The organism is Brevundimonas sp. ZS04, assembly GCF_001956865.1.
GTDB classification, from domain to species: domain Bacteria; phylum Pseudomonadota; class Alphaproteobacteria; order Caulobacterales; family Caulobacteraceae; genus Brevundimonas; species Brevundimonas diminuta.
The window spans coordinates 156636-182336 of sequence record NZ_MTHE01000004.1 but is presented as its reverse complement, the minus strand read 5'-3'; the positions used below and the strand labels follow the sequence as shown (position 1 = coordinate 182336).

The 25701-nt window shown below is 68.4% G+C and carries 29 protein-coding genes and 1 tRNA gene; 13 read left to right on the top strand and 17 right to left on the bottom strand.

All coding sequences use genetic code 11. The features are described from left to right. Positions 1 to 2: 2 nt before the first annotated feature. The 3 genes from ccmE to BJP32_RS17335 all read right to left on the bottom strand — a co-directional run bounded on the left by ccmE (position 3) and on the right by BJP32_RS17335 (position 2751). On the bottom strand, positions 3 to 500 hold the full coding sequence (gene ccmE, locus BJP32_RS07315; RefSeq protein ID WP_076223482.1) for a cytochrome c maturation protein CcmE: 498 nt from the start codon (positions 498 to 500) through the stop codon (positions 3 to 5). A gap of 67 nt (positions 501 to 567) precedes the next feature. Beyond that, positions 568 to 1386 (bottom strand): c-type cytochrome biogenesis protein CcmI, encoded by an 819-nt coding sequence (gene ccmI, locus BJP32_RS07310; protein ID WP_076223481.1) that lies wholly within the window; start codon positions 1384 to 1386, stop codon positions 568 to 570. 18 nt (positions 1387 to 1404) lie between these two features. Then, on the bottom strand, positions 1405 to 2751 hold the full coding sequence (locus tag BJP32_RS17335; protein ID WP_076223480.1) for a hypothetical protein: 1347 nt from the start codon (positions 2749 to 2751) through the stop codon (positions 1405 to 1407). Between the two features lie 199 nt (positions 2752 to 2950). Between BJP32_RS17335 and BJP32_RS07300 the strand changes: the two genes are divergently transcribed. The 4 genes from BJP32_RS07300 to BJP32_RS07285 all read left to right on the top strand — a co-directional run bounded on the left by BJP32_RS07300 (position 2951) and on the right by BJP32_RS07285 (position 6366). Beyond that, entirely contained in the window at positions 2951 to 3556 is a 606-nt protein-coding gene (locus BJP32_RS07300) for an HAD-IA family hydrolase (protein ID WP_076223479.1), read from the top strand. A gap of 230 nt (positions 3557 to 3786) precedes the next feature. Then, the gene (locus BJP32_RS17115; RefSeq protein WP_143255438.1) at positions 3787 to 3996 is read left to right on the top strand and encodes a hypothetical protein; all 210 of its coding nucleotides are present in this window, start codon (positions 3787 to 3789) and stop codon (positions 3994 to 3996) included. A 785-nt stretch (positions 3997 to 4781) separates the two neighbouring features. Continuing rightward, the gene (locus BJP32_RS07290; protein ID WP_233126764.1) at positions 4782 to 5573 is read left to right on the top strand and encodes a hypothetical protein; all 792 of its coding nucleotides are present in this window, start codon (positions 4782 to 4784) and stop codon (positions 5571 to 5573) included. A 487-nt stretch (positions 5574 to 6060) separates the two neighbouring features. Beyond that, on the top strand, positions 6061 to 6366 hold the full coding sequence (locus BJP32_RS07285; protein WP_143255437.1) for a hypothetical protein: 306 nt from the start codon (positions 6061 to 6063) through the stop codon (positions 6364 to 6366). A 27-nt stretch (positions 6367 to 6393) separates the two neighbouring features. Here the strand turns inward: BJP32_RS07285 and BJP32_RS07280 are convergent, their stop codons facing one another. From BJP32_RS07280 to BJP32_RS07270, 3 genes are read right to left on the bottom strand one after another with little or no spacing between them, the layout of a single operon-like run. Then, complete coding sequence (locus BJP32_RS07280) at positions 6394 to 7836, bottom strand: sensor histidine kinase (RefSeq protein WP_083673920.1); 1443 nt, start codon at positions 7834 to 7836, stop codon at positions 6394 to 6396. Positions 7837 to 7843: 7 nt separating this feature from the next. Continuing rightward, positions 7844 to 8524 carry a response regulator transcription factor gene (locus BJP32_RS07275; protein ID WP_046651694.1) on the bottom strand — a complete coding sequence of 227 codons (681 nt, stop codon included), beginning with the start codon at positions 8522 to 8524 and terminating at the stop codon, positions 7844 to 7846. Next, a complete protein-coding gene (locus BJP32_RS07270; protein ID WP_040344462.1) occupies positions 8525 to 8884 on the bottom strand; it encodes a hypothetical protein in 360 nt (119 codons plus the stop codon). A 247-nt stretch (positions 8885 to 9131) separates the two neighbouring features. On the opposite strand from BJP32_RS07270, the gene BJP32_RS07265 reads away from it, so the two are divergent. From BJP32_RS07265 to BJP32_RS07235, 8 genes are all read left to right on the top strand, one after another. Further along, positions 9132 to 9512, top strand: coding sequence for a hypothetical protein (locus tag BJP32_RS07265; RefSeq protein ID WP_046651695.1), 381 nt, complete (start codon positions 9132 to 9134; stop codon positions 9510 to 9512). A gap of 122 nt (positions 9513 to 9634) precedes the next feature. Continuing rightward, entirely contained in the window at positions 9635 to 10423 is a 789-nt protein-coding gene (locus BJP32_RS07260; RefSeq protein ID WP_046651696.1) for a folate-binding protein YgfZ, read from the top strand. A gap of 110 nt (positions 10424 to 10533) precedes the next feature. Next, the gene (locus BJP32_RS07255; protein WP_052747931.1) at positions 10534 to 10998 is read left to right on the top strand and encodes a hypothetical protein; all 465 of its coding nucleotides are present in this window, start codon (positions 10534 to 10536) and stop codon (positions 10996 to 10998) included. Beyond that, positions 10995 to 11195: a helix-turn-helix transcriptional regulator gene (locus BJP32_RS07250; RefSeq protein ID WP_046651697.1), complete on the top strand. Its 201-nt coding sequence runs from the start codon at positions 10995 to 10997 to the stop codon at positions 11193 to 11195. The genes BJP32_RS07255 and BJP32_RS07250 overlap by 4 nt, the downstream gene beginning before the upstream one ends. 55 nt (positions 11196 to 11250) lie before the next feature. Continuing rightward, positions 11251 to 11409 carry a hypothetical protein gene (locus BJP32_RS17330; RefSeq protein WP_157683775.1) on the top strand — a complete coding sequence of 53 codons (159 nt, stop codon included), beginning with the start codon at positions 11251 to 11253 and terminating at the stop codon, positions 11407 to 11409. Positions 11410 to 11521: 112 nt separating this feature from the next. Then, positions 11522 to 12493, top strand: coding sequence for a TraB/GumN family protein (locus tag BJP32_RS07245; protein ID WP_046651698.1), 972 nt, complete (start codon positions 11522 to 11524; stop codon positions 12491 to 12493). An 86-nt stretch (positions 12494 to 12579) separates the two neighbouring features. Further along, a complete protein-coding gene (locus tag BJP32_RS07240; protein WP_046651699.1) occupies positions 12580 to 13185 on the top strand; it encodes a DNA-3-methyladenine glycosylase I in 606 nt (201 codons plus the stop codon). 430 nt (positions 13186 to 13615) lie between these two features. Further along, positions 13616 to 14266 carry a ribonuclease HII gene (locus tag BJP32_RS07235; protein ID WP_369822392.1) on the top strand — a complete coding sequence of 217 codons (651 nt, stop codon included), beginning with the start codon at positions 13616 to 13618 and terminating at the stop codon, positions 14264 to 14266. Between the two features lie 7 nt (positions 14267 to 14273). On the opposite strand, the gene BJP32_RS07230 is transcribed toward BJP32_RS07235, so the two are convergent. The 4 genes from BJP32_RS07230 to BJP32_RS07215 all read right to left on the bottom strand — a co-directional run bounded on the left by BJP32_RS07230 (position 14274) and on the right by BJP32_RS07215 (position 18890). Next, positions 14274 to 14486, bottom strand: coding sequence for a hypothetical protein (locus BJP32_RS07230; protein ID WP_046651700.1), 213 nt, complete (start codon positions 14484 to 14486; stop codon positions 14274 to 14276). Positions 14487 to 14522: 36 nt separating this feature from the next. Then, a complete protein-coding gene (locus BJP32_RS07225) occupies positions 14523 to 15563 on the bottom strand; it encodes a DNA adenine methylase (protein ID WP_076223478.1) in 1041 nt (346 codons plus the stop codon). A 9-nt stretch (positions 15564 to 15572) separates the two neighbouring features. Next, positions 15573 to 17036, bottom strand: a complete 1464-nt coding sequence (gene pyk / locus BJP32_RS07220; protein ID WP_076223477.1) for a pyruvate kinase — start codon at positions 17034 to 17036, stop codon at positions 15573 to 15575. 153 nt (positions 17037 to 17189) lie between these two features. Further along, positions 17190 to 18890, bottom strand: a complete 1701-nt coding sequence (locus BJP32_RS07215; protein WP_076223559.1) for an alkaline phosphatase family protein — start codon at positions 18888 to 18890, stop codon at positions 17190 to 17192. 154 nt (positions 18891 to 19044) lie between these two features. Here BJP32_RS07215 and BJP32_RS07210 point away from each other — a divergent pair, with 154 nt between their 5' ends. After that, entirely contained in the window at positions 19045 to 20205 is a 1161-nt protein-coding gene (locus BJP32_RS07210; protein ID WP_076223476.1) for a patatin-like phospholipase family protein, read from the top strand. A gap of 19 nt (positions 20206 to 20224) precedes the next feature. On the opposite strand, the gene BJP32_RS07205 is transcribed toward BJP32_RS07210, so the two are convergent. From BJP32_RS07205 to BJP32_RS07175, 7 genes are all read right to left on the bottom strand, one after another. Then, a tRNA-Leu gene (locus BJP32_RS07205) sits at positions 20225 to 20311 on the bottom strand. 50 nt (positions 20312 to 20361) lie between these two features. Continuing rightward, positions 20362 to 21789 carry a M20/M25/M40 family metallo-hydrolase gene (locus BJP32_RS07200; protein WP_326969449.1) on the bottom strand — a complete coding sequence of 476 codons (1428 nt, stop codon included), beginning with the start codon at positions 21787 to 21789 and terminating at the stop codon, positions 20362 to 20364. 101 nt (positions 21790 to 21890) lie between these two features. Beyond that, positions 21891 to 22130, bottom strand: coding sequence for a DUF3297 family protein (locus BJP32_RS07195; RefSeq protein ID WP_024354808.1), 240 nt, complete (start codon positions 22128 to 22130; stop codon positions 21891 to 21893). 66 nt (positions 22131 to 22196) lie between these two features. Next, on the bottom strand, positions 22197 to 23102 hold the full coding sequence (locus tag BJP32_RS07190) for a MotE family protein (protein ID WP_076223475.1): 906 nt from the start codon (positions 23100 to 23102) through the stop codon (positions 22197 to 22199). 100 nt (positions 23103 to 23202) lie between these two features. Then, positions 23203 to 23817, bottom strand: a complete 615-nt coding sequence (locus BJP32_RS07185) for a DUF6468 domain-containing protein (RefSeq protein WP_046651704.1) — start codon at positions 23815 to 23817, stop codon at positions 23203 to 23205. 1 nt (position 23818) lies between these two features. Further along, entirely contained in the window at positions 23819 to 24877 is a 1059-nt protein-coding gene (fliM, locus tag BJP32_RS07180) for a flagellar motor switch protein FliM (RefSeq protein WP_046651705.1), read from the bottom strand. 2 nt (positions 24878 to 24879) lie between these two features. Next, positions 24880 to 25542, bottom strand: coding sequence for a flagellar basal body-associated FliL family protein (locus BJP32_RS07175; RefSeq protein WP_003163663.1), 663 nt, complete (start codon positions 25540 to 25542; stop codon positions 24880 to 24882). Positions 25543 to 25701: the final 159 nt, after the last annotated feature.

The window sequence follows — 25701 nt, the reverse complement described above, 5'->3', positions numbered from 1 at the left end:
GCTTAGGCCCCCTGCTGCACGGTTGCGGCGGCGGACGCGGCCTCGTCGCCCTCGGGCCGCCACTCGCCCTTTTCCTTCAGACGGTCGGCGACTTCGCGCGGCATATAGGTCTCGTCGTGCTTGGCCAGCACCTGGCTGGCCTCGAAGGTGCGGTCGGGACGGAACGACCCTTGCGCCACAATGCCCTGCCCCTCGCGGAACAGGTCGGGCAGGTCGCCGTGATAGATCACCTGCGCCGTCGCCCCGTTGTCGGTGACGACGAAGACGACCGAACCGTCGGCGGCCTTGTGCACGCTGCCCGCCTCAACCAGACCGCCCAGGCGGATCATCTGGCCGGCCGGAACCTTCTGCGGCGTCACCTCAGAGGGGGAGTAGAAGAAGGTCACATTGTCCTTCATCGCCCACAGCGACAGGCCGACGGCCAGCGCCAGCACCGGCGCCGCAGCGATGACGACCCACAGGCGGCGGCGCGCCTTGGGCGATTTGGGCAACCAGCTCATGTCGACGATCCGGGGACGGCGGAAAACACCACCGCGTATAGGGCGAGGTTAAGGGCGGGCCAACGGCTCATCGGGCGGCCTCGGCCAGGCGGTTCTGCAGGTCGGCGCGACGCGGATCCGACGGCGCCAGCACGGCGATCAGAGGCGTCCACATGGCCTCGGCCTCGGCCCGGTCGCCGCGCGCCAGGGCGGCCTCGCCCAGATAGAAGCGCGCGCCCAGCTGGTCGGGGTCCAGCTTGACCGCCTGGCGGAAGGCCGCCTCGGCGTCGCCGTCGACCGCGCCGTCATTGGCCCGCACCAGGCTCTCGCCCAGCCGCGCCCAGCTCTGGGCGTCGTCGGGCTGGATGGCCAGGGCGCGGCGGAAGGCCGAGGCCGCGCCGATGGGGTCGCCCGCCTCGAACCGGGCGGCGCCCAGCATGGTCAAGGCCAGACGGTCGTCGGGCCGGTCCTTGACCACCTGCCCCAGCACGGCCGCGACCTGAGCCGGCTCCAGCGCCTCGGGCGTCGAGGCCCATTCGCGCACGCGGGTCTCATAGGCCTGATCCTTCATTCCCGGCGCGCCGAAGACGGCATAAAGGCCCAGCGACGCGGCGGCCGCGGCTCCGATCCCGCCCAGCACCCAATAGCGGTCGGCCGGGCGCGACACCGGACGGCGATCCGCGCGGTGGGCGGCCAGCAGGCGACGGCCCGCTTCGGCTCGCGCGGCGGTCCAGCTCGCCTCGTCCAGCAGGCCCCGCGCCTTCAGCCGGTCCAGCTCGGCCAGTTCGCGCGCGCCCGCGTCGCGATCCGCCACGCTCTCGGCCTCCGCCCCGCGTCGCGCGGCGGACAGCACCGCCAGGCCCGCCAGCGCCGTCGCCAGGGCCGTCATGATCCAGAAGATCGTCATGGCCGCCGCTGTAGCGGATCAGGCGGCCGGAGGCGAGGCGCGCGACGCCGCACCTGACGCCATCAACCGCCGCCGCACCGTGCGCGACGCCTCGCGCGCGCCGATCAGGCCCAAAAGCTCGGCGGTCAGGACGATGCGCTTGCGCGCCGCCGCCTCGTCGGCGGCCATGCCGTCGTTGAGCCGCTCCATGGCTTCATCAGCCCAGGCGGCCAGGCGGCCGGTCAGGGCCTCGGCCGTCTGACGCCGTTCCGCCTCGCAGCCGAACACGGCCGCCGGGCCGCGCACCAATCCCACCAGCGCCGCCAAGGCCCGCGCCCGATCGGCCGCGACCGCCTCGACCGCTCCGTCCAGCCGGGGCGTCGGCCGCGTCATGCGCCCGACCAGGGCGGTCCGCTCGACCGGCAGGACGGCGTCCACCGCCCGCTCGGCCGCGCTGAAGCGTTCGGACAGGCTGAGCGCCACCTTCAGCCGCGCCTGCCGCACCGCCTTGCCCCAGGCGCTGTCGGCCTTGAGCGGCAGGGCCATGTCGATCTCGGCCAGGGTCTCGGCGCACCAGTCCAGATCGGCCTTGAAGGCGTCCAGGTCGGCCTCGCCCCTAGCCGGGTCGAAGGCGGCGGCCTCGGCGGCGCGGCGCGCCAGAGCCAGCAGGATGCGGTCGACGAACAGGCCCAGCTCGCTTTCACCCAAGGCCGTCTCGGCGCTGAGTTCGCGCCCGCCCGGCGCGGCCAGCGCGGCGACGCGCAAGATCAGACGCGCGTCCTCCAGATGGGCGAAGATGATCTCCAGCAGGCGGCTGGCCCCCTCGGGCGCGATCCCGGCCGCCTGGCGCAGCGCCAGCTTCAGCTCCGCCGCCGTTTCCGGCCCCGAACGGCCGATCCAGTCGGGCAGGTGCGGCAAGGCTCTGCGCGCCGTCGCCGCCAAATCCAGGCAGGCCGCCAGCTCCTGCGCTTGTCCAGACGCGTCTTCCGGCCAGATCTCGCCCGCCCGGTCGCGCAGGGCGAAGGCGGCGCTGAGGCAGAGGCGGTCGGCGATCATGCGCGACAGGTCGTCAGCGCGATCCAGCTGCGGCAGCAGTTCCGGCTCGTTGCGGGTGGCGCTGCGCCACAGCCGCCCCAGCACCGCCGGCGGAAAGCCGAGGCCCGGCAGGCCGTCGGCGCGCGGCTGAAACAGAGGCAGAAGGGGCCCGAAGGCGATGTTGCGGCGACGCCGGTCCAGCGCCTCGACCTCGATCATGTCGCGCAGGTCCGCCGCCCGGTCGCCCGCCATCGTCCCCGCCAGCCCCGAAAGCTGCGTCAGAACCCGGTCCGGACACCGTTCGATCAGCTGGGCCAAGGCGGCCCTCTGGGCGACCGACAGGTCCGCCATTCCCACTCCTCCGGCCGTACAGAGATTCACAGCCACGGCGCCAAAGGTGCGCCATCGCGGGTTAACAGGGGATTTGAGGCGTGATCGATAGCGTGAACAGGATCGCCCGCCCTTTGAGTGAACCTCGTTTCGCGTCTCTTGCGGCCAGACTGCAAACCCGCGAATAGCTCCTTCTCTGATGCAATGGATTGCAGGTCTGATGAAGCCGACCGTCTTGATGGTGGATGTCGATGGCGTCGTGGTTCGTCACCCTGACCCGTCAGGATGGTCCGCTCGCATTGAGGAGGATCTGGGTGTTCCGCGCCAAGCGCTGCAAGACCGCTTCTTCAAGCCGTGGTGGGACGAGGTCGTTCATGGTCGCGCAACGCTGCGGGACCGATTGACGCCCGCGCTCGCGGACGTCGCGCCGCATGTCAGCTGTGATCAGCTGATCCGCTATTGGTTTGAAGGCGACGCCCATCTGGACGAAGCTCTGCTGCGGCAACTGGCCGAGGTCCGGGCGTCAGGCGTGCCGCTGCACCTGGCGACCGTTCAGGAGCATGAACGCGCGTCCTATCTGTGGGATACGCTCAAGCTTCGCGATCGGTTTGACGACATCCACTATGCCGCGCAGCTTGGGGTTTCGAAGCCGTCACAGGATTTCTATGCGGCGGTCGAGCAACGCGTGGGCCTGCCCGCGTCAGCGATCGCCTTCATCGACGACACCGAAAAGAACGTCGAAGCCGCACGTGCGCGCGGCTGGAATGCTGCGCTTTGGACCCCCGGCGCAACGCTCAGCACGCTCATTCCAGAACTGAGCGATTAACCGCAACGTCCGCTTCCTCCCCTTAGGCCCAATGTCAGCTGTCGACCCATTGCGGACATGAGCACAGCAATCCAATGTCCCCGATGTCTACCCAAGATAGCCTGACTATAGGGGACCGTTTGCAGCTTGGCGGCGGCTATGAACCCAATTCCGCTTGGCTGTCCGGTCGAGCATCGGTTCTTGGCACAGTGACCCAATTCTTACCGGGTCAGAATGGATCGCGTGCCGTCGTGGTCCAGCTCGACGAACCAATCAGTGGCGAAAGCCTGTCTGGTTCGACGGTCGTGCTCCAGCTTCGGTATGCCGATGCGAAATGGGAGCCGACCGAGACCGTGCACGGCGAACTGTGCGATTTCACTCCCGAGCCGAAGGTCTGGAAAGATCGGCGTCAGGGTGAATGGATCGAAAGCCACGCCACTTATCGCTTGGTTTCTGACTGACCATCGGGTCCGCTAACCACCCTTAAGCGAACTTCGCTTCATGACGCTTAGCGACGTTATGCTATCCAAGTATCCACGCACCTTGCGCGATGCCACATGCCCCAGAAGCGGTAAAAAGTGCAGTCCTGCCCCGAGCCGGCAAGCGCCGCCAGAACCACACCAACTCCGACCTCAGCTCTAAAACCACCAATGCTGTATCTCGGGGCTTCGACTGTGCTGCCCCCGCTCTCCGTTCCAGGAGCAAGTTGTTCGTATGCCACGGCATGTGGGAACCCCAAGCCCCGCCAGTCGCAGGCACGATCTGAACCGATCACGCGATAAGGAGGAGGCGTGCTGCGCAACGCCTGCGCCATGAGCATGCAATCTGCCCCCAACGGACCATCCATTCTCTGCCCCGGAACAGGGAGAGCTATTCCGACCATTGTCACGATTAATAGCAGCGAAGCGGTGACTGCCGAGGCCTTGCCTACAGTACCGATGCGTCTTTCCATCCGCCCCCCCAACGCGACGACGAAACTAGCAGATTGATGACCGCTTCCCACCCTTAAGCGAACTTCGGTTCACGACCCGTTGCGGACTTCTCATTCGGACGATGTCGGCGGCGCCGTCGGCGTTGGCACACTACACCGTGGCAAAAGCCACCACTTCGTCGAGCGGCTCATCGGGATGGCTTGACGTTGTAATAAATCGAGTGTCGTCAGACCCGTCGCCACTTATGAACCGGTCGATCCCGCTTCTCATAGCGCCGCAGTTTCGGCTACCATTCCTCATTGATCGGGGAAATCATGACGGACCAGTTGCAGCAAGGCAGGGAAGTAGCATCTGACGTCAGGAAGCCCGCAGCGCCGACCAGCGTCCCGGTTATTCGATCAGGAGGATTTCAGCTTGCCAAACGGCTGACTGAGTTTTTCTCCGTCGTCACCGCCGCATCGTTTGCCGTGTCAATATTCGCAAATCAGGCGGTATTTGATCGTTGGGGTCTGAACTTCCTCCAACTCGCAACGGTCACTGACGTCGTAATGTCGGGTCTGTCGCTTCTCTTCTTTGCCATTCCCTTGGCAATGGCGCTGCTGGCCGCTAGGGTCATCGGAGGTTTTAGAGGGCGGTTGCGCTGGTTTGGCCGGATTGCGCTCATCATCGCCGCCCTTGTTTTCGCCCTGGGCCTCTGGGGGTTATCCCAAGGCGAAGCCGACCAAGGCGCAGCGGCTGCGGTGTCCTCGAGCGGCTTCGTGCTGGTGGGTCTGCTCGGTCAACCCGCTCTGCGTTTTCATAGAGAAAGGAGCCTGCGCGCCGGCATCGCAGCCATCGCCGCCGCTATCCTCGCCGCCCTCACCTTGGGCCAGACAGTCGCCTACACCGTGAAGAGGTATGAGGCGCGCGGCTATTCCGCCGACGCCCAACTCTATCTTCAGCCCGCGATCCCTTCTTGCAAAGGTCGAGCGCTGTGGGTTGGTGAGCGTGCCGTAGTGCTCGACTGCAGCGAACGAAGCGGCCCCCGCAGTATCAGCATCATCTTTGGACAAGAGGATCGGCTCTACAGAGCTGTGGCACCCCAACGGGATGGGGGAGTCCGCTAACCACCCTTAGCAGACTTTGGCGAATTGAACTTAGGAGAACCGATGATCATCGCCACGATGTTGTTCACTGTCTATCAATCTGCACCGCCTGCCGCACTGCGGCCTGAACCTGCCGTCTGTGAACTATCCGAGCGTGACCTAGCGACAGGATCTCGGCTTTGGTGCCCTGCCGAGCTCCGGAGGCGAGTGCCGCAAAGCCTAGTGACGACGATGCCCATCGATGGGAAGGGCAAGGGATGGGCGCTGTTGAAATGCGACCTAGGCGAAGGTGGCGTAACGACGGCGTGCAGTCTGGTCGATGAGTCGGAACCGGGTTCTTCGTTCGGCGCATGGGCGACGCGCGTTCAGCTCAGAGCGACTGCGCAGTGCACCGATGGCAGCTTTCCCCCGGCTGGTGATAGCTACTACGCCTTTGCTCGATGGGAAGTTCGTTAGCGTCTGCTTCCCACCCGTTGCGGACATAAGCTCTGGACTGCAAGCTGACCCCATGGGAACGAAATTCAGCGCTGAAGATGCGTGCGCCTACGAAGCTCTGGATCGCCTCTTGTTTCGTCAGTGGGATCCCATTGGTGTTTCGGACATGGAGGGATCGGCTGACGATGAATATCGAGCCTATCTGCCCGAATTCTGGAGGTTGGTGCGATCCGGCTCCACAGAAACACAGATCGCCGAGTATCTCTCAGAAATCGAACGTGATCGGATCGAGTTCGAAACCAGCGACGAGCACAGGCTGGACATCGCGCGAAAAGCTATCGCCTTGGTCGCAACTTGGCGCCTAGCGGTTCGCCCTTAGCGAAGGGCCCTCCGCGCTTCCTCGCCCTCACCCCTCCGCCGCCGGCAGCTCCAGCACCACCTTCAGGCCGCCCATGTCGCTGTCGCCGAGGGTGACGCGGCCGCCGTAGGCGCGGGTCAGTTCGTCGACGATCGACAGGCCCAAACCTGTGCCGGGCGTGTCCTCATCCATGCGGGTGCCGCGTTTCAGGGCCGTGTCGCGCTGGTCGGCGGGCAGGCCGGGGCCGTCGTCCTCGACCACGGCGATCATCTGGCCCGGCGTCGACGGCCCGGCCGAGATGCGCACCCGGCGCGTGCACCACTTGGCGGCGTTCTCGATCAGATTGCCGAAGATCTCCTGCAAGTCCTGGCGCTCGCCCAGGAAGGCCAGGTCGTCAGGGGCGCGCCAGTCGATCTCGACGCCCTTGGTCTCGAACACCCGCTCCAGCATGACGGCCATCTCGTCCAGCACCTCGGCGACAGCTGTGCGTTCGCCCAGGCCGTGGGCGGCGCGGGCGGCGGCGCGGGCGCGGCGCAGATGGTGGTCGACCTGATCCTGCATCACCTTGGTCTGGCGGCGGATCAGGTCCGGCAGCGGTCCTTCCTTCGTCCCGGCCTCGGCCAGCATAACGGCCAGAGGAGTCTTCAGGGCGTGGGCCAAGTTGCCGACGTGGGTGCGCTGACGCTCGACCGTCTCCTGATTGTGGGCCAGCAGGCGATTGACCTGTTCGGCCAGGGGCTGGATCTCGACCGGGTAGGCGCCCTCGACCCGATGCGAGCGGCCCTGGCGCACGTCGGAAATCTCGTCGCCCAAATCAAAGAGCGGTCGCAGGCCCACCTGCACCTGGATGAAGACCGCCGTCACCAGCCCCGCCCCCAGCAGCAGCATGGCGATCCAGGTGACGGTGGCGAACTGACGGGTGTCGGCGTCGACGTCCGAGCGGTCGATCCCCGCGAAGAAGATCACCGGCCGGTCGCGCCCGGGCAGTTGTTTCATGCTGGCGGCGATGCGCAGGGGCTCGCCCTTGGGACCGTCCTCGGCGTTGTAGCTGATGGTCTGGCCGAAGGCCGAGCGCAACCGGTTGGTCAGGTCGGGACCGTGCTCCAGCTCAGCCTCGCCCAGAGAGGCCGAGTGCGCCAGAACCTGCATTCCGCCCGTCGGCGTCGGCTCGGCCACCATCCAGTATTTGCCGGACAGCAGGCGCTGGGTGCGGGCGTCCTGAATCTCGCCGATAAAGACCTCGCCCTCGGGCGTGATGGTGGCGGCCACCACCGCCTCGTCGATGGTGTCGCCCAGGATATTGCCCAGACGGCGCAGGGCCGATTCCTGAAACACCGCGGTCAGCACCACGGCCGCCGCCGCCAGGGCGATCAGGATCCACGCCGCAGCCAGCCAGATCAGCCGCCGCGTCAGCGAGCGGCCGGGCCGACCGAACCAGCGGCCCCATTGCGCGCGATCAGGCTTGGTCTGGCTTCGGGATTGGCCCGTCATGCGGCGCTCAGGCCGCGTCGCTCTCGCCGACCAGCGGCGACAGGCGATAGCCCAGGCCGCGCACGGTCTCGATACGGTCGGCCCCGATCTTCTTCCTCAGGCGGCCGACGAAGACCTCGATGGTGTTGGAATCGCGGTCGAAATCCTGGTCGTAGAGGTGTTCGACCAGTTCAGTCCGGCTGATGACCCGCCCCTGGTGCATCATCAGATAGTGCAGCAGGCGATACTCCAGACTGGTCAGGCGCAGAGGCTCGCCGTTGACCGTGGCCCGCGCGGCGCGCGGGTCCAGGCGCAGGCCGCCGCAGCTCAGCGTCGCCGCCGCATGGCCGGCCGAGCGGCGCAGCAGGGCGCGCAGGCGCGCCAGCAGTTCTTCCGTATGGAAAGGCTTGGTCAGATAGTCGTCGGCTCCGGCGTCGAAGCCGGCCACCTTGTCCGACCAGGCGCCGCGCGCCGTCAGGATCAGCACCGGCGTCGCCTTGCCCTCGCGTCGCCAGCGCTCCAGCACCGACACGCCGTCGATCTTGGGCAGGCCCAGGTCCAGCACCACCACGTCATAGGGTTCGGTGTCGCCCAGGAACCAGGCTTCCTCGCCGTCCGGGGCGTGGTCGACGGCGTATCCGGCGTCGGTCAGGGCGGTCTTCAGCTGGCGCGACAGATCGACGTCGTCCTCGACAAGCAGAACCCGCATTCAGTCGTCCCCGCGAACCCGGCCGGAGCGGCCGTCAACCTGGATGTCCGACACGCGGCCGCCCGGATATTCCCAGCGCACCACATAGTCGCCGCCGCGTTCCTGCACGCCCAGCATCCGGCCGGGACGGCCCGACTGGACGCGGCGCGCCACGTCGCCGGGATTGGCGCGCGGGCCGCTGTCGCCGCGCGGCATGTCGCGCAGGCCTTGCCCCGGATAGTTCGGTCCGGATGAGCTGCGGAATTGCTCCCGGCGATCATCGTCGCGATCCCGGTCGCGGCCGCGCGACTGAGCCGCCGCGTCCGTCAACGGGACGAGGGCGATCAGGCCGGCCAAAAGAAGGGCTCGAATACGCATCATGGATCGCGGTCTAAACCAGGGCCTCTGAACAGCGGCTGAACGCGCAGTCTACCGGCGTTCAGTTCAAAGAGGAACGTCGAGGGATGGAATCTCCGTCGCGGTTTCACACGCGAACCGCCCAGCATGACCACAATGTCACGCTGATGAACCCTATCTGAAGCGCGCCGTTCAGACGCGGCTCAGGCGCGGCGGGGTCATCTGGCGTCAACGCAGCCGATCGGTTGCGTCCAGATGAAGGAGCCCGACCATGGCCAAGTTCAAAACCCTGATGATCCCCGTCCTGGCCGCGACGACGGCCGCCGTCGCCCTCGGCGCCGCCCTGCCCGCCGCCGCGCAATCCTATCGCCACGCGCCGGTCTACGAGAGCCGCCACGACGGCTGGCGGTCGATCCACCAGCGCAAATACAATCTGGACCGCCGCATCGACCAGGGCGTCCACACCCGCCAGCTCAGCATCCGCGAGGCCAGCCGCCTGAAGAGCGAACTGAACAGCCTGGTGCGGCTGGAGCGCGCCTATCAGCGCGACGGCCTGAGCCGCCGCGAACGCATGGAGCTGGATCGCCGCTACGACGCCCTGTCGGCCAAGATCCGCTATGAGCGCCGCGACCACAACGGCCGCCGCTGGTAAGCCAGACAGGCGCCGACCTTCGAAAGGCTGCGGGAGACGTCCCGCAGCCTTTTTCGCGTCTGCTCCACTTAAGGAGGGCGGCCGGGCTGGAGGACGGCGCCCCGCCTGCCTATCTTGGCCTTATGTCCATCGCCCGTCTTGATAGTCGCGCCCTGATCCGCGTCAGCGGCCCCGACGCCCGCCCCTTCCTGCACAATCTGCTGACCCAGGATGTGGAGACATTGCAACCGGGCGAGCTTCGCTTCGGCGCCCTGCTGTCGCCGCCGGGACGGCTGCTGTTCGACCTGTTCATCTGGGGCGAAGAGGGCGGCGTCGTCCTGGACGTCGCGGCCGAACGGCGCGACGCTCTGGTCCAGCGGCTGAGCCTCTACAAGCTGCGCGCCCAGGTCGAGGTCATGCCCATCCCCGACGCGGTCTTCGTCGGCTGGGGCGCGGATGTTCCCCAGGGCTTCGTCGCCGACCCGCGCCTGCCCGGCCTGGGCGGCCGCCGCTGGGGCGATCAGAGCGAGACCGACGCGGTCGAGGCCGACTGGCAGGCGCATCGCCTGACCCTGGGCGTGCCCGATCCGACCGAAGACGCCCTGATGGACAAGACCTATCCGATCGAGGCGGACTTCGACCTGCTGAACGGCATCGACTTCCACAAGGGCTGCTTCATCGGCCAGGAGACGACCTCGCGCATGAAGCGGCGCGGCACGATCAAGAACCGCATGATGGCCATCGCCTTCGACGGTCCCGCTCCCGAACGCGGCGCCGAGGTGCTGAAGGGCGAACTGCGGGCCGGCGAAGTCATGACCGGCGCCGAGGGACGCGCCATCGCCCTGATGCGGCTGGACCGCATGGACGGCGATCTGACCGTCGAGGGCCGCCCCGTGCGGGTCGAGAAGCCTGACTGGATCCCTGATTTGTAAGGGAAAATCCGACAGAACGGAAAATCTGCTTGTCGCGATGTAAAAGTCGCTTGACGAAAACACGACCTCATTGGTAAAGCTCACTTGTCAACACGACAGGGGAGCTTGTCATGAACACCGAAATCACCACCGCCGCCGGCGCCGTCGCCGCCGACAAGAAGAAGTTGGACGACCTGACCGTCGTCCTGTGCGCCCTGACCGTGGTCGGGGTCAGCGCGGCCTCCGCCACGCCGTTCTGGCCTGAAGCCTGGGGCCGCGCGCCGTCGATCGGCGTCGTCGTCCTGGCCGCCGGGCTGGCCGTCTTTCTGGCCCTGCACACCCTCTACTGGTGGCGCGCGCTGGATGAGGCCGCCAAGGAAGCCCACAAATGGGCCTGGTGGTGGGGCGGCAACCTGGGCTTCATCGGCGGCGGCGCGGCCGTCGTCATCGCCGCCCTCGCAGGGGTGAACCTGCTGCCCGCCGCCGCGCCGCACACCGACGCGGCCCTGATCGCCCTGGGCGTCGCCGCCGCCTTCGCCGCCCAGGCCGTCGGCTACGGGATCGCCTGGTGCGGCTGGTGGATCGCCCGCCGATGACCAGCGCCTTCATCAACCGCCTCAAGGTCTTCCGCGCCGAGCGCGACTGGACCCAGGCCGATCTGGCCGAGCGCCTCGGCGTCTCGCGCCAGACCGTCCAGGCGCTGGAGAAGGGTCGCTACGACCCGTCCCTGCCGCTGGCCTTCCGCATCGCCCGCCTCTTCGGCCAGCCGATCGAAGCCATCTTCATCGCCTGACCCCGCCTGCCCTGCTCATCTCAATCGACACATCGAAATCCAAAGGACCGTCATCATGTTCAACCTGTTCTCGACCGCCGCCGACCGTTTCTCAGGCTTCGCCATGGGCGTCTGCGGCGCCCTGCTGATCAGCCTGGCCGTCCAGGCCGTGCCGACCTTCGGCCGCTCCGCCGAAACCCCGGCGGCCGCCGTCGCCCAGATCGTCGCCCGCTGATCCCTCTTCACGCCTCGTCTTCCCGCTCCCAGCCCCTGTGCTGACGAGCCTTCCGTCGCCCGCATCTGAGCTCGGCGACGCCTGAAACCCCCTACAATCCAAGGACACTGCAATGACCCTCGCACGCCGCATGGGCCAATCGGCCAACCATGTCTCGCGCTTCGCCGCCGGCCTTTTGGCGGCGCTGGCCGCCTCCGCCGCCCTGGCCGCCGCGCCCGGCGTCGCCCACGCCGAACAGGCCGCGCCCGCCCCCGCCGTCGCTCCCATCCCCCGCGCCGAGGGCGCCGGCCCGCCGCTGTGGGTGGTCAAGGACGCGGACTCCACCGTCTATCTGTTCGGCACGGTCCATCTGTTGCGACCCGGCACGGCCTGGGGCTCGGACAAGGTGGACGCCGCCTTCGCCAGCGCCTCGGACATCTGGGTCGAGATCGCCGACCAGGACGATCAGGCCGTAGTCATGCCTGTGATCCAGCAGCACGGCGTCGATCCGTCCCGCCCCCTGTCGTCGGTCCTGTCGGCCGAGGACTTCGCCGCCTTCGACAAGGTCGCCCAGGCGAACGGCGCCAGCGCGGCCGCCCTGGACGCCTACCGCCCCTGGCTGGCGGCCTTCATGATCTCCATGTCCGGCCCGACCGAGGCCGGCTATCGATCCGAAGCGGGCGTCGACAAGACGCTGATGGATCGCGCCCGGTCGGAAGGCAAGGCGCTGCACGGCTTCGAGACCGCCGACATCCAGGTGCGCCTGATCGCAGGCATGAGCGAAGAGGCGCAGGTGGCCTACCTGAACCACTTTGTCCGCAACACCGACCGCGTCGTCGCTAACCTGGATGAAACCGTCGCCGCCTGGCTGAAAGGCGACATCGCCGAAACGGGCCGTCTAAACCGCGCCAACACCCGCGACGTGCATGAAGACATCCACCGCGCCGCCCTGATCGACCGCAACAGCGACTGGACCCGCCAGATCGAGGCGATGATGAAGGGCTCAGGCACGGCCTTCGTCGCCGTCGGCGCCGCTCACCTGATGGATCAGGACAGCGTCATCGACATGCTGACCGCGCGCGGCTTCACGGTCGAGCGACTGTAGGACGCTCCGCACAACCCCATGAAGGCCCGGCGGAAACGTCGGGCCTTTTCGCTTGCGCCGCCAGAACATTCCAGCAACATCGCGCCATGACCGAATCCGAAAAGGCTGAAGGGCGCTGCGGCTGGTGCGGGACGACGGACCCGCTCTACATCGCCTATCATGACAGCGAATGGGGCGTGCCCGAGTACGACGCCCGCGCCCTGTGGGAGAAGCTGGTTCTGGACGGCTTCCAGGCCGGGCTGGCCTGGATCACCATCCTGAGAAAGCGCGAGGGGATGCGCGAGGCCTTCGACGGCTTCGACCCCGAGATCGTCGCCCGGTACGGCGAGGCGGACCGCGCGCGCCTGCTGGCCGACCCGCGCATCATCCGCTCACGCGCCAAGATCGACGCCGCCGTCAACGGCGCCCGCATCTGGCTGGACATGAGGGTTAGCGGCGAGGATTTCTCAGCCTGGCTGTGGTCCTTCGTCGGCGGCCAACCGCTGGTGAACCAGTGGGACCATTTCCGCGAAGCCCCGACCCAGACCGCGGAAAGCCTCGCCATGGCCAAGGCCCTGAAGGCGCGCGGCTTCAAGTTCTGCGGCCCGGTGATCACCTATGCCTTCATGCAGGCGGTGGGCATGGTGAACGACCACCAGACGACGTGCTTCCGGCATGGGGAGGTGGGTGAAATGGGCGCCGCCAACGGCTGATTTCAGGACACTCGCGATTGTCCGCCTACGACCCATCGCGGACATTGCATCCCTGTGTGAAGGGCTAGCTGGCAGCCGGCTTGGGTGTACACGGGCGCGTCATCGCCCAGATCAGGAAGCCTGTTCCAGCTCCAACGAGTGCCAGCATTCCAACTGGAACGAACACCCCATACCGTGATGAAAAGCCCACGGAGTAGAACTGGAACATGCTTCCGACCATTAGCCAGCCCGCCACTTCAGCAGAGATGACGCCTGTGAGGATGAGTTGTGTAAGTCGGTTCATGGGCTGGCCCTCTGCACTGGCTCGACCTTGGATCACCTTGCGTCCGCTTTCCACCCTTAGCAGCAACTCGGCACAGCCGCTTCTCGCAACACAAGTAGACTAGGCTGCAGCCTTCCCCCATGCCCCGGTTCGTGGCACTGACGCCTGATGCTCGCCAGCACCGCTACCGCCAAGACCGACCGCCCCTTTCCCACCCTGATGCTGGAGCTTGAGGCGCGCGCGACCTGGAACGGTCATGTCTGCGGGGTGGATGAGGCCGGGCGCGGGCCGTGGGCCGGGCCGGTATCGGCGGCGGCGGTGATCCTGAACCCGGACGATCTGCCGCCCGGCATCGACGACTCCAAGGCGTTGACGGAGAAGCGCCGTGCGGCGCTGGAGCCGCTCATCAAGAGCCGCGCCCTGGCCTGGGGCGTCGGTTTCGCCTCGGTAGAGGAGATCGACGATCTGAACATACTGCACGCCACCGGCCTGGCCATGCGCCGCGCGGTCGAGGCCCTGGCCCATGCGCCGGTTCACGCCCTGGTGGACGGCAACTACCGCTTCAAGCTGCCGTGCGCGGTGACGCCCGTGGTCAAGGGCGACAGCCGGTCGCTGTCGATCGCGGCGGCGTCGATCCTGGCCAAGACGGCGCGTGATCGACTGATGATCGAGATGGATGCGACCTATCCGGGTTACGGCTTCGCCAGCCACAAGGGCTATAACGCCCCCATCCACCAGAAGGCTCTGCAGACGTTGGGCCCCTGCCCCGAACACCGCCGCAGCTGGGCGCCGATCAAGGCCCTGCTGGACGCCGCTTAAGCGAAAATCAGACGGACAGGGCGCCGCCCAGCAGCATTCCCATCAGGCCCGCCGCGATCGCACCGATCAGCAGGATGGTCCAGCTGTCCAGCCCCCGCCCGCGCCGAGGCGACGGGCGGACCGGACGCGCGGCCTCCCGCTGGGCGTCGAAACGCGCAGCGTCAAAACCACGGGCGTCAAAGCGGGAAGCGGGGGGAGGAAGACTGGAAAGCGTACGCATACGGCACAAACGGCGTGCGCCCGGCTTTCGTTCCCGTCAGGCGGCGACCGGCAGTTCGATCGGCCGATCCGTGACCACGAATAGATATTCCACATTCCTCAGCCGCCCGACCGAGCCGACCTTCTGGCCCTTCAGGTTATGGATGCCGATACGGGCGCCGACGTAGCGGGGGCGCGGAATCTCGACCACCTGCACATGGCCGCGCGCCGACAACATCGCTGTCAGCTCGTCGCGGCTCAGATAGCCCTCGTCGTTGAAGCTGACGATCAGGTTCGGCGCCCTCAGCCGCTCGATGACGGTCTGCAGGGCGGGGCCGATGCCCGGCCGGCTGTTGAAGGCCGACTTGCGCGTCTTCACGTCGACCCGCTTGCGCGCCACGCCATAGGTCTCGGGCTTGTCCCACAGCACCAGGCTTTCCCAGCAGTGGTAGTTGCCGAGGTAGGAGTGCTGGTTATAGGGCGGGTCCAGATAGACGAGGTCGGCCTCGACCTCGGCGGCGATCTCGACCGCGTCGCCGTGCGTCGCCACGCACGAGCCCGCCGCCACGCCGGGCAGCAGGTCCGGCAGGCGCAGCTCAAGCGGCTTCAGCGCGCGCGGCGCCCACTGCTTCATGAAGGCCATCTGCAGACCCGCCGTGGAGTCCACCCGGTCGGCCGCCTCCATCAGGGCGACCAGGACGACGGCCTTCAGCTCCGGCTCCAGTCCCATGACCTCGATCCGCTCGCGCATGGCGTCGATGCGGGCGCCGTTGTCGGGGTGGAAGAAGCGGGCTTCCTCACAATAGGTGCGGGTGAACCAGCCGGGTGCGGGCGCCACGGCGCGCAGTTCGGCCAGCACCGCCTCAGCCCGTTCGGCCCAGACCTCGCGGTCGGCCTGGACATAGGCGGTGGCGAGCGCATGGGCATAGGCGTTGTGATCATTGGACCAGACGCGATAGCCCTCGCGCTTCAGCGCATGGCCCACGCGCGCGGTGCCGGAGAACAGGTCGCAGACCGTCCCGCCCTGCGGCTGAGCCGCGCGCACCGCGCCGATCACCTGGCCCAGAAGCGCACGCTTTGAGCCGATGTATTTGATCATTCCGCCCCGTCAGGTTTTGCGGGCGCGCTTCGCCCCATGTTGCCGGGGGGCAGCATGGGCCGGAGCATGGGCCAGACGCAACAGATTCGCGGCCCCCGGCGCGCCGAAGGGCGTTCCGGCCAGGATCAGGATGCGCTGACCCGGCTCGGCCAGGCCGTAGAGCATGGCGGCCTCGACCGCATCGTCGGTCAGGCCTTCCAGCGAGGTCGGCTGTTCGCCCAGGCGCGGCTCCAGCCCCCAGACCAGGGCCAGGCGGCGCGCCGTCTCGGGCTTGGGCGTCAAGGCCAGAACCGGCTGCAACGGCCGCTCGCGCGACATTCGCCGCGCCGTGCCGCCCAGGGTGGTGAACACCACCATGCAGGCGGTCGAGGAGGCCTCGGCCGCCTTGCGCGCAGCCGCGACCAGGGCGTCGACGTCGTGAATGTCCATGCCCGCGTGTTCGGCGTCCATCAGGCCGGGCCACAGGGGATCGCGCTCCACCCGCTCCATGATGCGGTTCATGATGGTCACGGCTTCCAGCGGATAGTCGCCCGCCGCCGTCTCGGCTGACAGCATCAGGGCGTCGGCGCCCTCATAGACGGCGTTGGCCACGTCGGACGCCTCGGCGCGGGTCGGGGCCGGAGCGCTGGTCATGGATTCCAGCATCTGCGTCGCGACGATGGCGGGGACGCCCCGCTGGCGGGCGGCGCGCAGGATCTTCTTCTGGGCGACCGGCACTTCCTCGGGGTCCATCTCGACGCCCAGATCGCCGCGCGCGACCATGACGCCGTCGCAGTAGTCAAGGATGCTCTCGAGATCGTTCAGGGCCTGGGGCTTTTCGATCTTGGCCAGACAGGCGGCCTGGCCGTCGACGATCTGCTTCAGCTCGGCCATGTCCTCGGCCTTCTGCACGAAACTGAGGGCCACCCAGTCGACGCCGAGGCGAAGCGCGAAGGCCAGATCCTCGCGGTCCTTGGGCGTCAGGGCCGAGACCGGAATGACCGCCTCGGGCACGGCCACCCCCTTGCGGTCCGACAGCTTGGAGCCGCTCTCGACCGTGACGTCGCACCATTCGTCGGTGCGCTCGCCCACGCGCAGCCGCACCCGGCCGTCGTCCAGCAGCAGCAGCATGCCGGGCCGCAGCGCCTTGAAGATTTCCGGATGCGGCATCTGCACCCGCGTCTCGTCGCCCAGCGCCGGGTTCAGATCGAAGCGCATCTGGTGGCCCGGCTTCACCTCGATCTCGACATCGGCGAAGCGGCCCAGCCTCAGCTTGGGCCCCTGCAGGTCGGCCAATACGCCCAGCGGCCGCTTCAGCGCCATTTCGGCCCCGCGCACGGCCTTGAGGGCGGCGGCGTGGTCGTCGTGCGAGCCGTGGCTGAAGTTCAGGCGAAAGACGTCCACCCCGGCCTGGGCCAGCGCCTTGACCGTTCCCGGCGCACGGCTGGCGGGTCCGAGTGTCGCGACGATGCGCGCGCGGCGGGCTCTCTGCATGAACAGGTTTCCTCTTGCGGCTCTGACGGCCTGACGCCTCCCCTCAGAGGCGTTTCTCAAGCCCTTGTGCCAAGGAAACGCGGAAGGCGTAAGGCCGTCGCACCGCGTCGAAACACGAGTTTATGACGGCCCGCGCAGCCTGTTTCGCGCCGCCTACTTCGTAGGGCAGCGGCCCTTGGCGAACTGGGGCAGGTCCATGCAGCGGCCGTCGATCGGGCCGTCAGGCTGGACGCCGATCAGATTGGCCAGGGTCGGCGCGATGTCGATGGTGCGCATCGGCAGGAACCGCTCCTGCCCTTCGGCGCCCGGCCACCAGAAGACGATGGGCACGCGGCGGTCATAGTCCCAGGGCGAGCCATGGCTGGAGATGGCGCCGCCGACGCGGCCCTGGCCGGTCAGGCCCGGCTGCCAGGCGCGCAGGATGTCGGGCGAGCGGCCCGCCACCGCCGACAGACGCAGGCGCTCGCGCACATTCAGGTCTTCGGGGTTGATCGAGTTCGGCACAGGCTCGGCCAGCAATTCGTCGCGGGCCACGGCCAGGGCGACCTGCGGCTCGGCGTTCAGCAGTTCGATCGCGGCGGCCAGCACCTGAGACCGCAGCGGCTCCGGCAGGGACTTGCGATCCTTGTCGACGATGACGAAACCGCCAGCCGACGACACCACAGGATCGGCGTCCAGGCCGAAGCGGGCCTTCAGCGCGGCGTTGACGCGCGGCTGCAGGGCGCGATCCACCCGGCCGGCGTGAGGATAGCCCTCGACCGCCGAGCGCTCGGGGAAGTCCGAACCGCCGTGGTCGGCCGTCAGAACGACGATGGCGCCGCCGGGGATGGTCGACAGCTTGTCCATCAGCACGCCCAGGGCCGTGTCGAGGCGCAGCATCTGCTCGCACATCTCGGGCCCCTGGGTGCCGTAGCTGTGGCCGATGCGGTCGGTGGCCGACAGGCTGACGCCCAGCATGTCCGTGACGCCGCGACGACCCAACTGCCGGCTGTCCATCAGCTCGATCGCCCCTTCGATGGTCAGCTCGTCCAGGATCGGCGAGTTGTCGAGGCGGAAGTTGGCCGGCGGCACCTTGGAGTCGAAGGTCTGGCCCGCAATGGTCCACTGCCCTTCCAGGCGGCGGCAGGCGGCGTTGGAATAGGTCCAGCTGGGCGCCTGTCGCGTGAAACGGTCGATCATGCGGGCGTTCAGGGCCGCCACCGGGGCCAGGCGCGCCTGGGCCGACTGGCCCGGCTCGACATAGGTGGTGAAGCCGAAGTTGTCGGTCAGCCAGAAGGCGCCGTCGCCCTTGTGCCCAGCCAGGGTGATGGCGCCGCGATCCTTGCCCGACACGCCGTAGACGCGGCTTTCAGGGCTGACCGCCTTCAGCCAGTCGCCCAGGGTCGAGGCGCTCAACTGTTCCGGACCGACCGGGCCGTTATCAGTGTTCTTGCCGTGGGCCAGGGTGTTCTGCGGCGCAGCCAGGCAATAGGTCTCCTGGCCCGTCGTCGTGTCCAGCCAGTCGTTGGCGGGAATGCCGCTGCGCGCCGGATGGGCCCCGGTCAGGACGGTCGAGTGGCCGGCGCAGGTCACGGTCACCCCGTGGGTCTGATAGCCGTTGATCGAGACCATGCCCTGATCGGCCAGGGTCTTCAGCCCGCCGGTGAACTGGCTGCGGTACTGGTTGAACAGATTGGCGCTGAGTTGATCGACCACCACGGTGACGATCAGGGACGGGGCGGCGCGGCCGTCCTGGGCCGCCGGAGCCGCAGTCTGAGCCGCAGTCTGAGCCGTCTGGGCGAACGCCGCGGGCGCAGCCGCGCCCAGGCAGAGGCTCAGACCCAGGGCGGAAGCGAGAAGTCGGCTACGAAACATGAAACGGCTCACCTGGCGGAACAATCAGTGTGCGACACCTACGCCCCCCTCATGACGAGGCCAAGACAGTTAAGCTGGACGCCCGCGCAGTTTCGCCCTGCGGAACCGCGGCGCCGCATTTGACCCAAGCCGCGCGAAAGCCGAGAAAACCGTCGTGATTGATCCGCGCCCCTTGTCGTCCCTGCCTCTGCCGCGCAAACGGCTGCCTGCGCCCCCGGCCGGCCGCGGGCGCATTCGGGGGTTCGAGGATATCCGGCTGAGCGTCGAGCAGGCGGAAACGTCGCTGGAGGCGGCGGCGGACCGTCTGTCCCTGCCCCGCTCCGGCTGGTCGTCGGGGCATTTCGACATGCTGGCCGTATCGGGCGGCGCGGCGGGCGGCGCCTATGGCGCGGGCGCCCTGGTCGGACTGACCGAGGCGGGAACGCGGCCTGAGTTCGCCCTGGTCACGGGCGTCAGCACCGGCGCCCTGATCGCGCCCTTCGCCTTCCTGGGACCGGCCTGGGACGAGCGGCTGGCCGACGCCTATACCGGCGGCCATGCGGCCGACCTGCTGAGCCTGCGGCGGCTGGCCTCGACCCTGACCGGCAGCCTGTTCCAGGGCGAGGCGCTGGACGCCCTGATCCACCCCTTCGTCGACGAGGCGCTGATCGACGCCGTCGCGACCGAGCATCGCCGGGGGCGTCGCCTGCTGGTGGCGACGACGGACCTGGACAGCCAGAAGGCCTGCATCTGGGACATGGGGACGATCGCCTGCCACGGCGGCGAGGAGGCGGTCGCCCTGTTCCGCGAGGTTCTGGCCGCCTCCGCCAGCCTGCCCGGCCTGTTTCCGCCGCGTCGTTTCCCGTGCGAGGTCGACGGCGAGCCGTTCGAGGAGATGCACGTCGACGGCGGGGTCGCCGCGCCGCTGTTCCTGATGCCTGAGGCCCTGTTGCGCTGGAAGCGGGTCGGACGGCGCCTGCAGCGCAGCCGGGTGCATATCCTGGTCAACACCGTGCTGGAGCCGGAGTCGCGCACCACGGCCCAGAACGTCGCGGCGGTGCTGACCCGCAGCTTCGACGCCATGCTGCGGTTCTCCTATCGTCAGGCGCTGGGCGTCGCCACGACCTTCTGCGCGGCGCAGGGCCTGCCCATCAGCGTCGCGGCCATCCCGGACGAGCCCGAGCAGGGCGGGATGCTGAGCTTCGACACGGCGACGATGCAGCGACTGTTCGAGGCCGGACGACAACGCGCGCGCGGCGGCGATCTATGGCGCTCGCCCGTCGTCGAACCGCGCGGGTTGATGTCATGGCTGGAGCGGCTGTCGCCGCAGACCTGAAGGCGATCGTCAGAACGGCTGGTGCGGGCGGCCGGGGTCGAACCGGCAAGGGCTTTCGCCCGACGGATTTTAAGTCCGTTGCGTCTACCAGTTTCGCCACGCCCGCTAACCGGACGGGCTGTATAACCAGCCCGCTCAATCCCGCCAAGACGCGCCTTAACGCGTCGACGCCTGCGCCGCGCGCGCGGCCCGGAAGTCCACGTCGGAATCGGCGATCAGGCGCACCAGGGCCGCCCAGGCGGCGACGTTCTGGGTCATCTGGGCCGGGTCGATCTTGTCCAGGGTGTCGTCGGCGGTGTGGTGCAGGTCGAAATAGCGCGTGCCGTCCTGACGCAGGCCGAAGACCGGAACGCCCGCGCGCGCCAGGGGGCCGATGTCGACGCCGCCGAACAGCTCGGCCTCGCCCGACAGCACGCCCAGCGGACGCAGGACGCGCTCGGCAATCTTGGCGAAGTCCGTATTCTGCGAGCCGGGCGGCAGGCCCAGGGCGTAGACGCGGTCGGCGCCGAAGTCGCTCTCGCCGGCGATGACGTGCTTCTCGACGCCCGCGCCGATGTTGCGGACATAGGCGCCGCCGCCGTTGCCGTGGTCGGTCGGCTGGGCGACCTCTTCGGAGCCGTACAGCACCACGCGGATCGTGCGCGCCGGACGGCCCTGCTCGGCGATCAGCTTGGCCGCGGCCAGGGTGATGGCGCCCCCCGCCGCGTCGTCGATGGCGCCGGTGCCCAGATCCCAGCTGTCCATGTGCGAGCCCAGGACGATGATCTCATCCGGGCGCGAGGCCCCGACGATGTCGCCCATCACGTTCTGACTGTGGGTCTCATAGGTGTGGGCGGTGGACTTCAGGCGCAGGCGCACCGTCTCGCCCATGCCCACCAGCCGCGCGATCTGATCGGCGTCCGGCGCGCTGAGCGCAAAGGCGGGCAGCGGCACCTTGCCCTCGACATAGCGGGTGGTGCCGGTGTGCGGCATGCGGTGTTCGTCCGATCCGGCCGAGCGCATGACGAAGGCGACCGCGCCGCGCTTGGCCGCCTCGGTCGGGCCGACGCCGCGAATGCGCGACAGAGGGCCATAGCCCGAGCCGTCCTGCATCCGCACCATCTGGCCGCCGTCGACCACGGCGATCTTACCGGTCAGCGATCCGGCAGGCGCGGCCAGCAAGGCGTCCAGACCGTCGAAGAAGACGACCTCGGCCTCAACGCCCTCGGCCGGCGTGGGAATGGAGTGGCCCAGCGCCGCCACGACCAGCTTCTGAGGACGTGCGCCCAGAATCTCGGCGCTCTCCTCGCCGCGCTCCCAGCCGATCAGGGGAAATTGTTCGATGCGGACGTTCTGGAAGCCGTGGGCGCGCATGTAGTCGGCGGCCCAGGCGGAGGCGTCCTGCTCGGCGCGCGAGCCCGCCGGGCGCGGGCCGAAGCGGGTGGTGATCTGGGTGACGTAGTCGAGGGCGATATTGCCCTTCAGCGCCTGATCGCGCACCTGTTCGGCGGCGCGGATGGCGCGGGCGTCCTGCGCCATGACCGGCGCGGCGACAAGGCCGAGCGCCACAGCGCTGGCGGCCATCAGACGGATAGTGAACGACAAGAGCGCCTCCCAGACTCAAACGACAGGCGCGGACCCTAGCGGGCGAAGACTGCGACCGAAAGTCTCAGCTTCGCCGCTGGGCCGAAATCAAAGGCTCGAAATCACTCGCCCTTGATGAAGGGCTCGACCGGGCCTTGCAGCTTGACGGTCAGGGCCTTGCCGCGACGGTCGACGCGGTTGCCGACGGCCAGACGGACCCAGCCTTCCGAGACGCAGTATTCCTCGACGTTGGTCTTTTCCTCGCCCTTGAAGCGGATGCCCACGCCGCGCGCCAGAAGTTCGGCGTCGTGGAAGGGGCTGTCAGGATCGACCGAGAGGCGGTCAGGCAGGGCGTCGGACATGGAAAGGTCTCGCGAAAAATCGAAGCAGGCTGAATAGCCGCGCAAGGCCTGTGCGACAACCGTCGCCTATTGCACCGACTGACGGGCGGGGGCTGGGGCGTCGGCGGCAGCCGGGGCGTAGGGGCGCGGGCCGGTCTCGGCGGGCGCAGGGGCCTTGGCCGCAGGCTGGGCGGCCGGCCGAGCGGCGGGGCGGTTGGCGGCGGGCGTCGGCGCGCGGCGCGGCGCCGTCTGCTGAGCGGCGCGGGTCGGCGCGGGCGCGGCGGCCGGCTGAGCCGCCGGTTGAGCGGCGGGCGCCGGGGCGGGCGCGGTCGCAGCCTCAGTCGGAGCCGAAGCGGCGGCGGCGCGGGCGGCGTACTGCTGGGCCTGGAAGCGCTTGGCCAGCTTTTCGGTCAGTTCGCGCGCGGCGGCGGGCTGCATCTGGGCCATGATGGCGGCCAGGGTGCGCGGGCGCATGGCCGAGGCCACCGGCAGGCGCACGCTGTCGTCCAGGGTGGCGAAGACGGCCGCCGCCTCCTTGGGCCGCATGGCGGAATAGACGGCGACCAGACGATCAGCCTCGGCCTTTTCCTTCTCATCGACCTGGCCGACCAGGGCGCTGATTTCGCCCTTGAGGGCCTCCAGCGCCTGCAGCTTGGCGTCCAGCTTCTGCTCGGCGGCCACCATCAGCGGCAGGGTGGTGGCGAAGTCGGCGTCGCGCGCGTCCAACTGGTCGCGACGCTTCGACAGCGACTGGATGATCCGCAGTTCAGCCGGAGAGATCCCCGCCTGCTGGGCCAACTGCTCGGGCGTCAGGGCGCAGACGGCGGCGGGCTTGGGCGCGGGCTTGGCCCCCTCGCCTTCTCCGGCGACCGCTTCCTGGGCCCAGGCGGTCGCGCCCTGGAACAGCTCCGGCGCCACGCCCGCGGCGCGCACGGCCACGACGCCGCCGATGGCGACGGCGATCAGGGGCAGAAGGCGGGGCAGCTTGCTCATCGGTCAAACTCAGCGAACGGTTCGGCGCCACGCGCCGGGCAGGGAAAACACTTGGCCCCTCAAGTCGTCCGAGGCCGCGCCTCGGACATAGGGGCTGACATCAGGCGGCGAAAAGGTCGTCGTCCAGACTACGGCGGGCGCGGTTTAGGCTCTGTTGCGCAGCATGGTTAGCGGCCAGGGCCTGCATCACCGGCGAGGCGCGCTCGGGGACAGGCGCGGGCTTCGGCGACGGCGCCTTCATGACCGCGCGGGCGCCCTCGATGCGCTCCATCAGCGAGGCCATGCGGCGCGCGCGCGCCTCGTCGTCCAGCAAGGGGGCGACCGACGAGGCGCGGACGGTCTCGCGCTCGACCTCCATCATCGGCTCCATGTCGGCCAGGGCCTTGGCGGCGGCGCGACGCTCGTCCTCGCGCGTCTCGATGCGGCTCTCGGCCGGGCGGGCAGGCGCGCGGGCGATCAGCACCTCCAGCTCCTGCTTAACCGCGCGGGCCTTGATGATGCGGTCGTGCAGCAGGTCCGTCTCCTGCCCCGAGGCGCGCAGGGTGGCCAGCGCCTGTTCGGCGCGCCCGGCGGCGCTGTTCAGCTCGGTCACGGCGGCGGCGAAGGCCAACTGCCCCTCGCGCAGGGTCTTGAGCTTGCGCTCCAGCTTGATGCCGTAGCCGATGGCCGCGACCAGCAGCAGCATGAGGATGGAGTCGAGGATGATGCCGGTCATGTCAGCTGTTCTCCCTGGCGAGGCGGGCGGCGGCGTCGGTGCTGATGGGGCCTTCGACGCGGACGGCGATGTGCTGCCCCTTGCGGCCCATGCGGCCGGTGGTCAGCGGAATGGAGCCCGCCCGCACCGACACTTCGGACTCAGGCGTGACGTTCAGCATCAGGGTGTCGCCGACCTTCAGGTCCAGCACCTTGGACAGGGGCATCTGCTGCTCGTCCAGCACGCAGCGCACCTCGGTTTCCGTGGTCCAGAGTTCGGTGGCCAGGTGGCCTTCCCAGATGTTGTCGCGGCCGAACTTCTCGCCCATGAACTGCTGCAGCAGCATCTTGCGGATCGGCTCCAGCGTCGAATAGGGCAGCAGCAGCTCGACCCGGCCGCCGCGATCTTCCATGTCGATGCGCAGCTTGACCAGGATGGCGGCGTTGGCCGGGCGCGCGATGGCGGCGAAGCGAGGGTTGGTCTCCAACCGATCCAGGTTGAAGTGAACGGGGGTCAGCGGCTCGAACGCCTGGCGGGCGTCGTTCAGGATGACCTCGACCATGCGCTGCACCAGCACCCGCTCGATGGTGGTGTAGGGCCGCCCCTCGATGCGCAGGGCCGCCGTGCCGCGACGCCCGCCCAGCAGCACGTCCACGATCGAATAGATCAGGTTGGAATCGACCGTCAGCAGGCCGTAGTTGTCCAGCTCCTCGGCCCGGAACACCGCCAGGATGGCCGGCAGCGGAATGGAGTTCAGATAGTCGCCGAAGCGGATGGAGCTGATGGTGTCGAGGCTGACCTCGACGTTGTCGGAGGTGAAGTTGCGAAGGCTGGTCGTCATCAGCCGCACCAGGCGGTCGAAGACGATCTCGAGCATCGGCAGGCGCTCGTAGGAGACCAGGGCCGAGTTGATGATGGCGCGGATGCCGCTGCGCTCGGCGTCGTCGCCGCCGCCCATGTCGAAGCCCAGCAGGCTGTCGATCTCGTCCTGGTTCAGCACCCGCTCGGACAGGGCTGCGCCCAGATCGACCTCTCCGCCGAAGGGGTCCAGTTCCGTCTCGGGGACCAGGGCGTCGGTCATGACTACTGGACCAGCATTTCTTCGATCAGCACGGCGTCCACCTTGCCCGGCGCGGCGATCAGATTGACCCGGCGCAGGATCTCGGCGCGCAGCTGATACGACCCGGCCGACCCGGCCAGATCCTCGGGGCGCAGTTCGCGCAGGAAGCCCTGGAACATGTCCTGCATGCGCGGCGCCTCAGCCTGAAGATGCGAGGCGACGGCGGCGTCCTTCATCTCCAGCGTCAGGCGCAGCTTCAGATAGGTCGGGCGTCCGTCGGCCGACTGAATGTTCACGATCATGTCCGGCAGGGTGTAGAAGGTCACGCCGTCGGGGCCGGCCGCGATCTTGCCCGCGCCCTCGGCCGCCTCGCCTTCCTTGGCGCCGCCCCCGTGGCCGCCGCCTTCCTTCTTCTCTTTCTTCTCTTCCTTGGCCGGAGCGGCATGATCGCCCGCCGCCTCGGCGGATTTAGGCTTCATCAGCAGGAAGGCCGTCGCCCCGCCGCCGCCCAGCACCACCAGGGCCGCCGGGATGATGATGAACAGCAGGGGGATCTTCTTCTTGGCGGGCGCGGCTTCGCCGTCCTCGCCCTCGGCGCCGGGCGCGCCGTCGCTCACGGCGGGCAGGTTCGCGTCGTCGCCGGTCGGCGCTTCGCTCTTCTTCTTGCCCAGCTTCAGTTTCAGCATGCGTAAGCCGCCCCGATCCTCACATGCCGGGTGTGGCCCTGTTTTGGTTAACGAGGCGTTTACGATCGGCAAATCCTGCCGGGCGCCGCAGGAGCGAAAACCGCTCAAATCCCCATTCCACGGGCGTTAACCCTGTTGGCACGGTCGTTGCGACGGGAA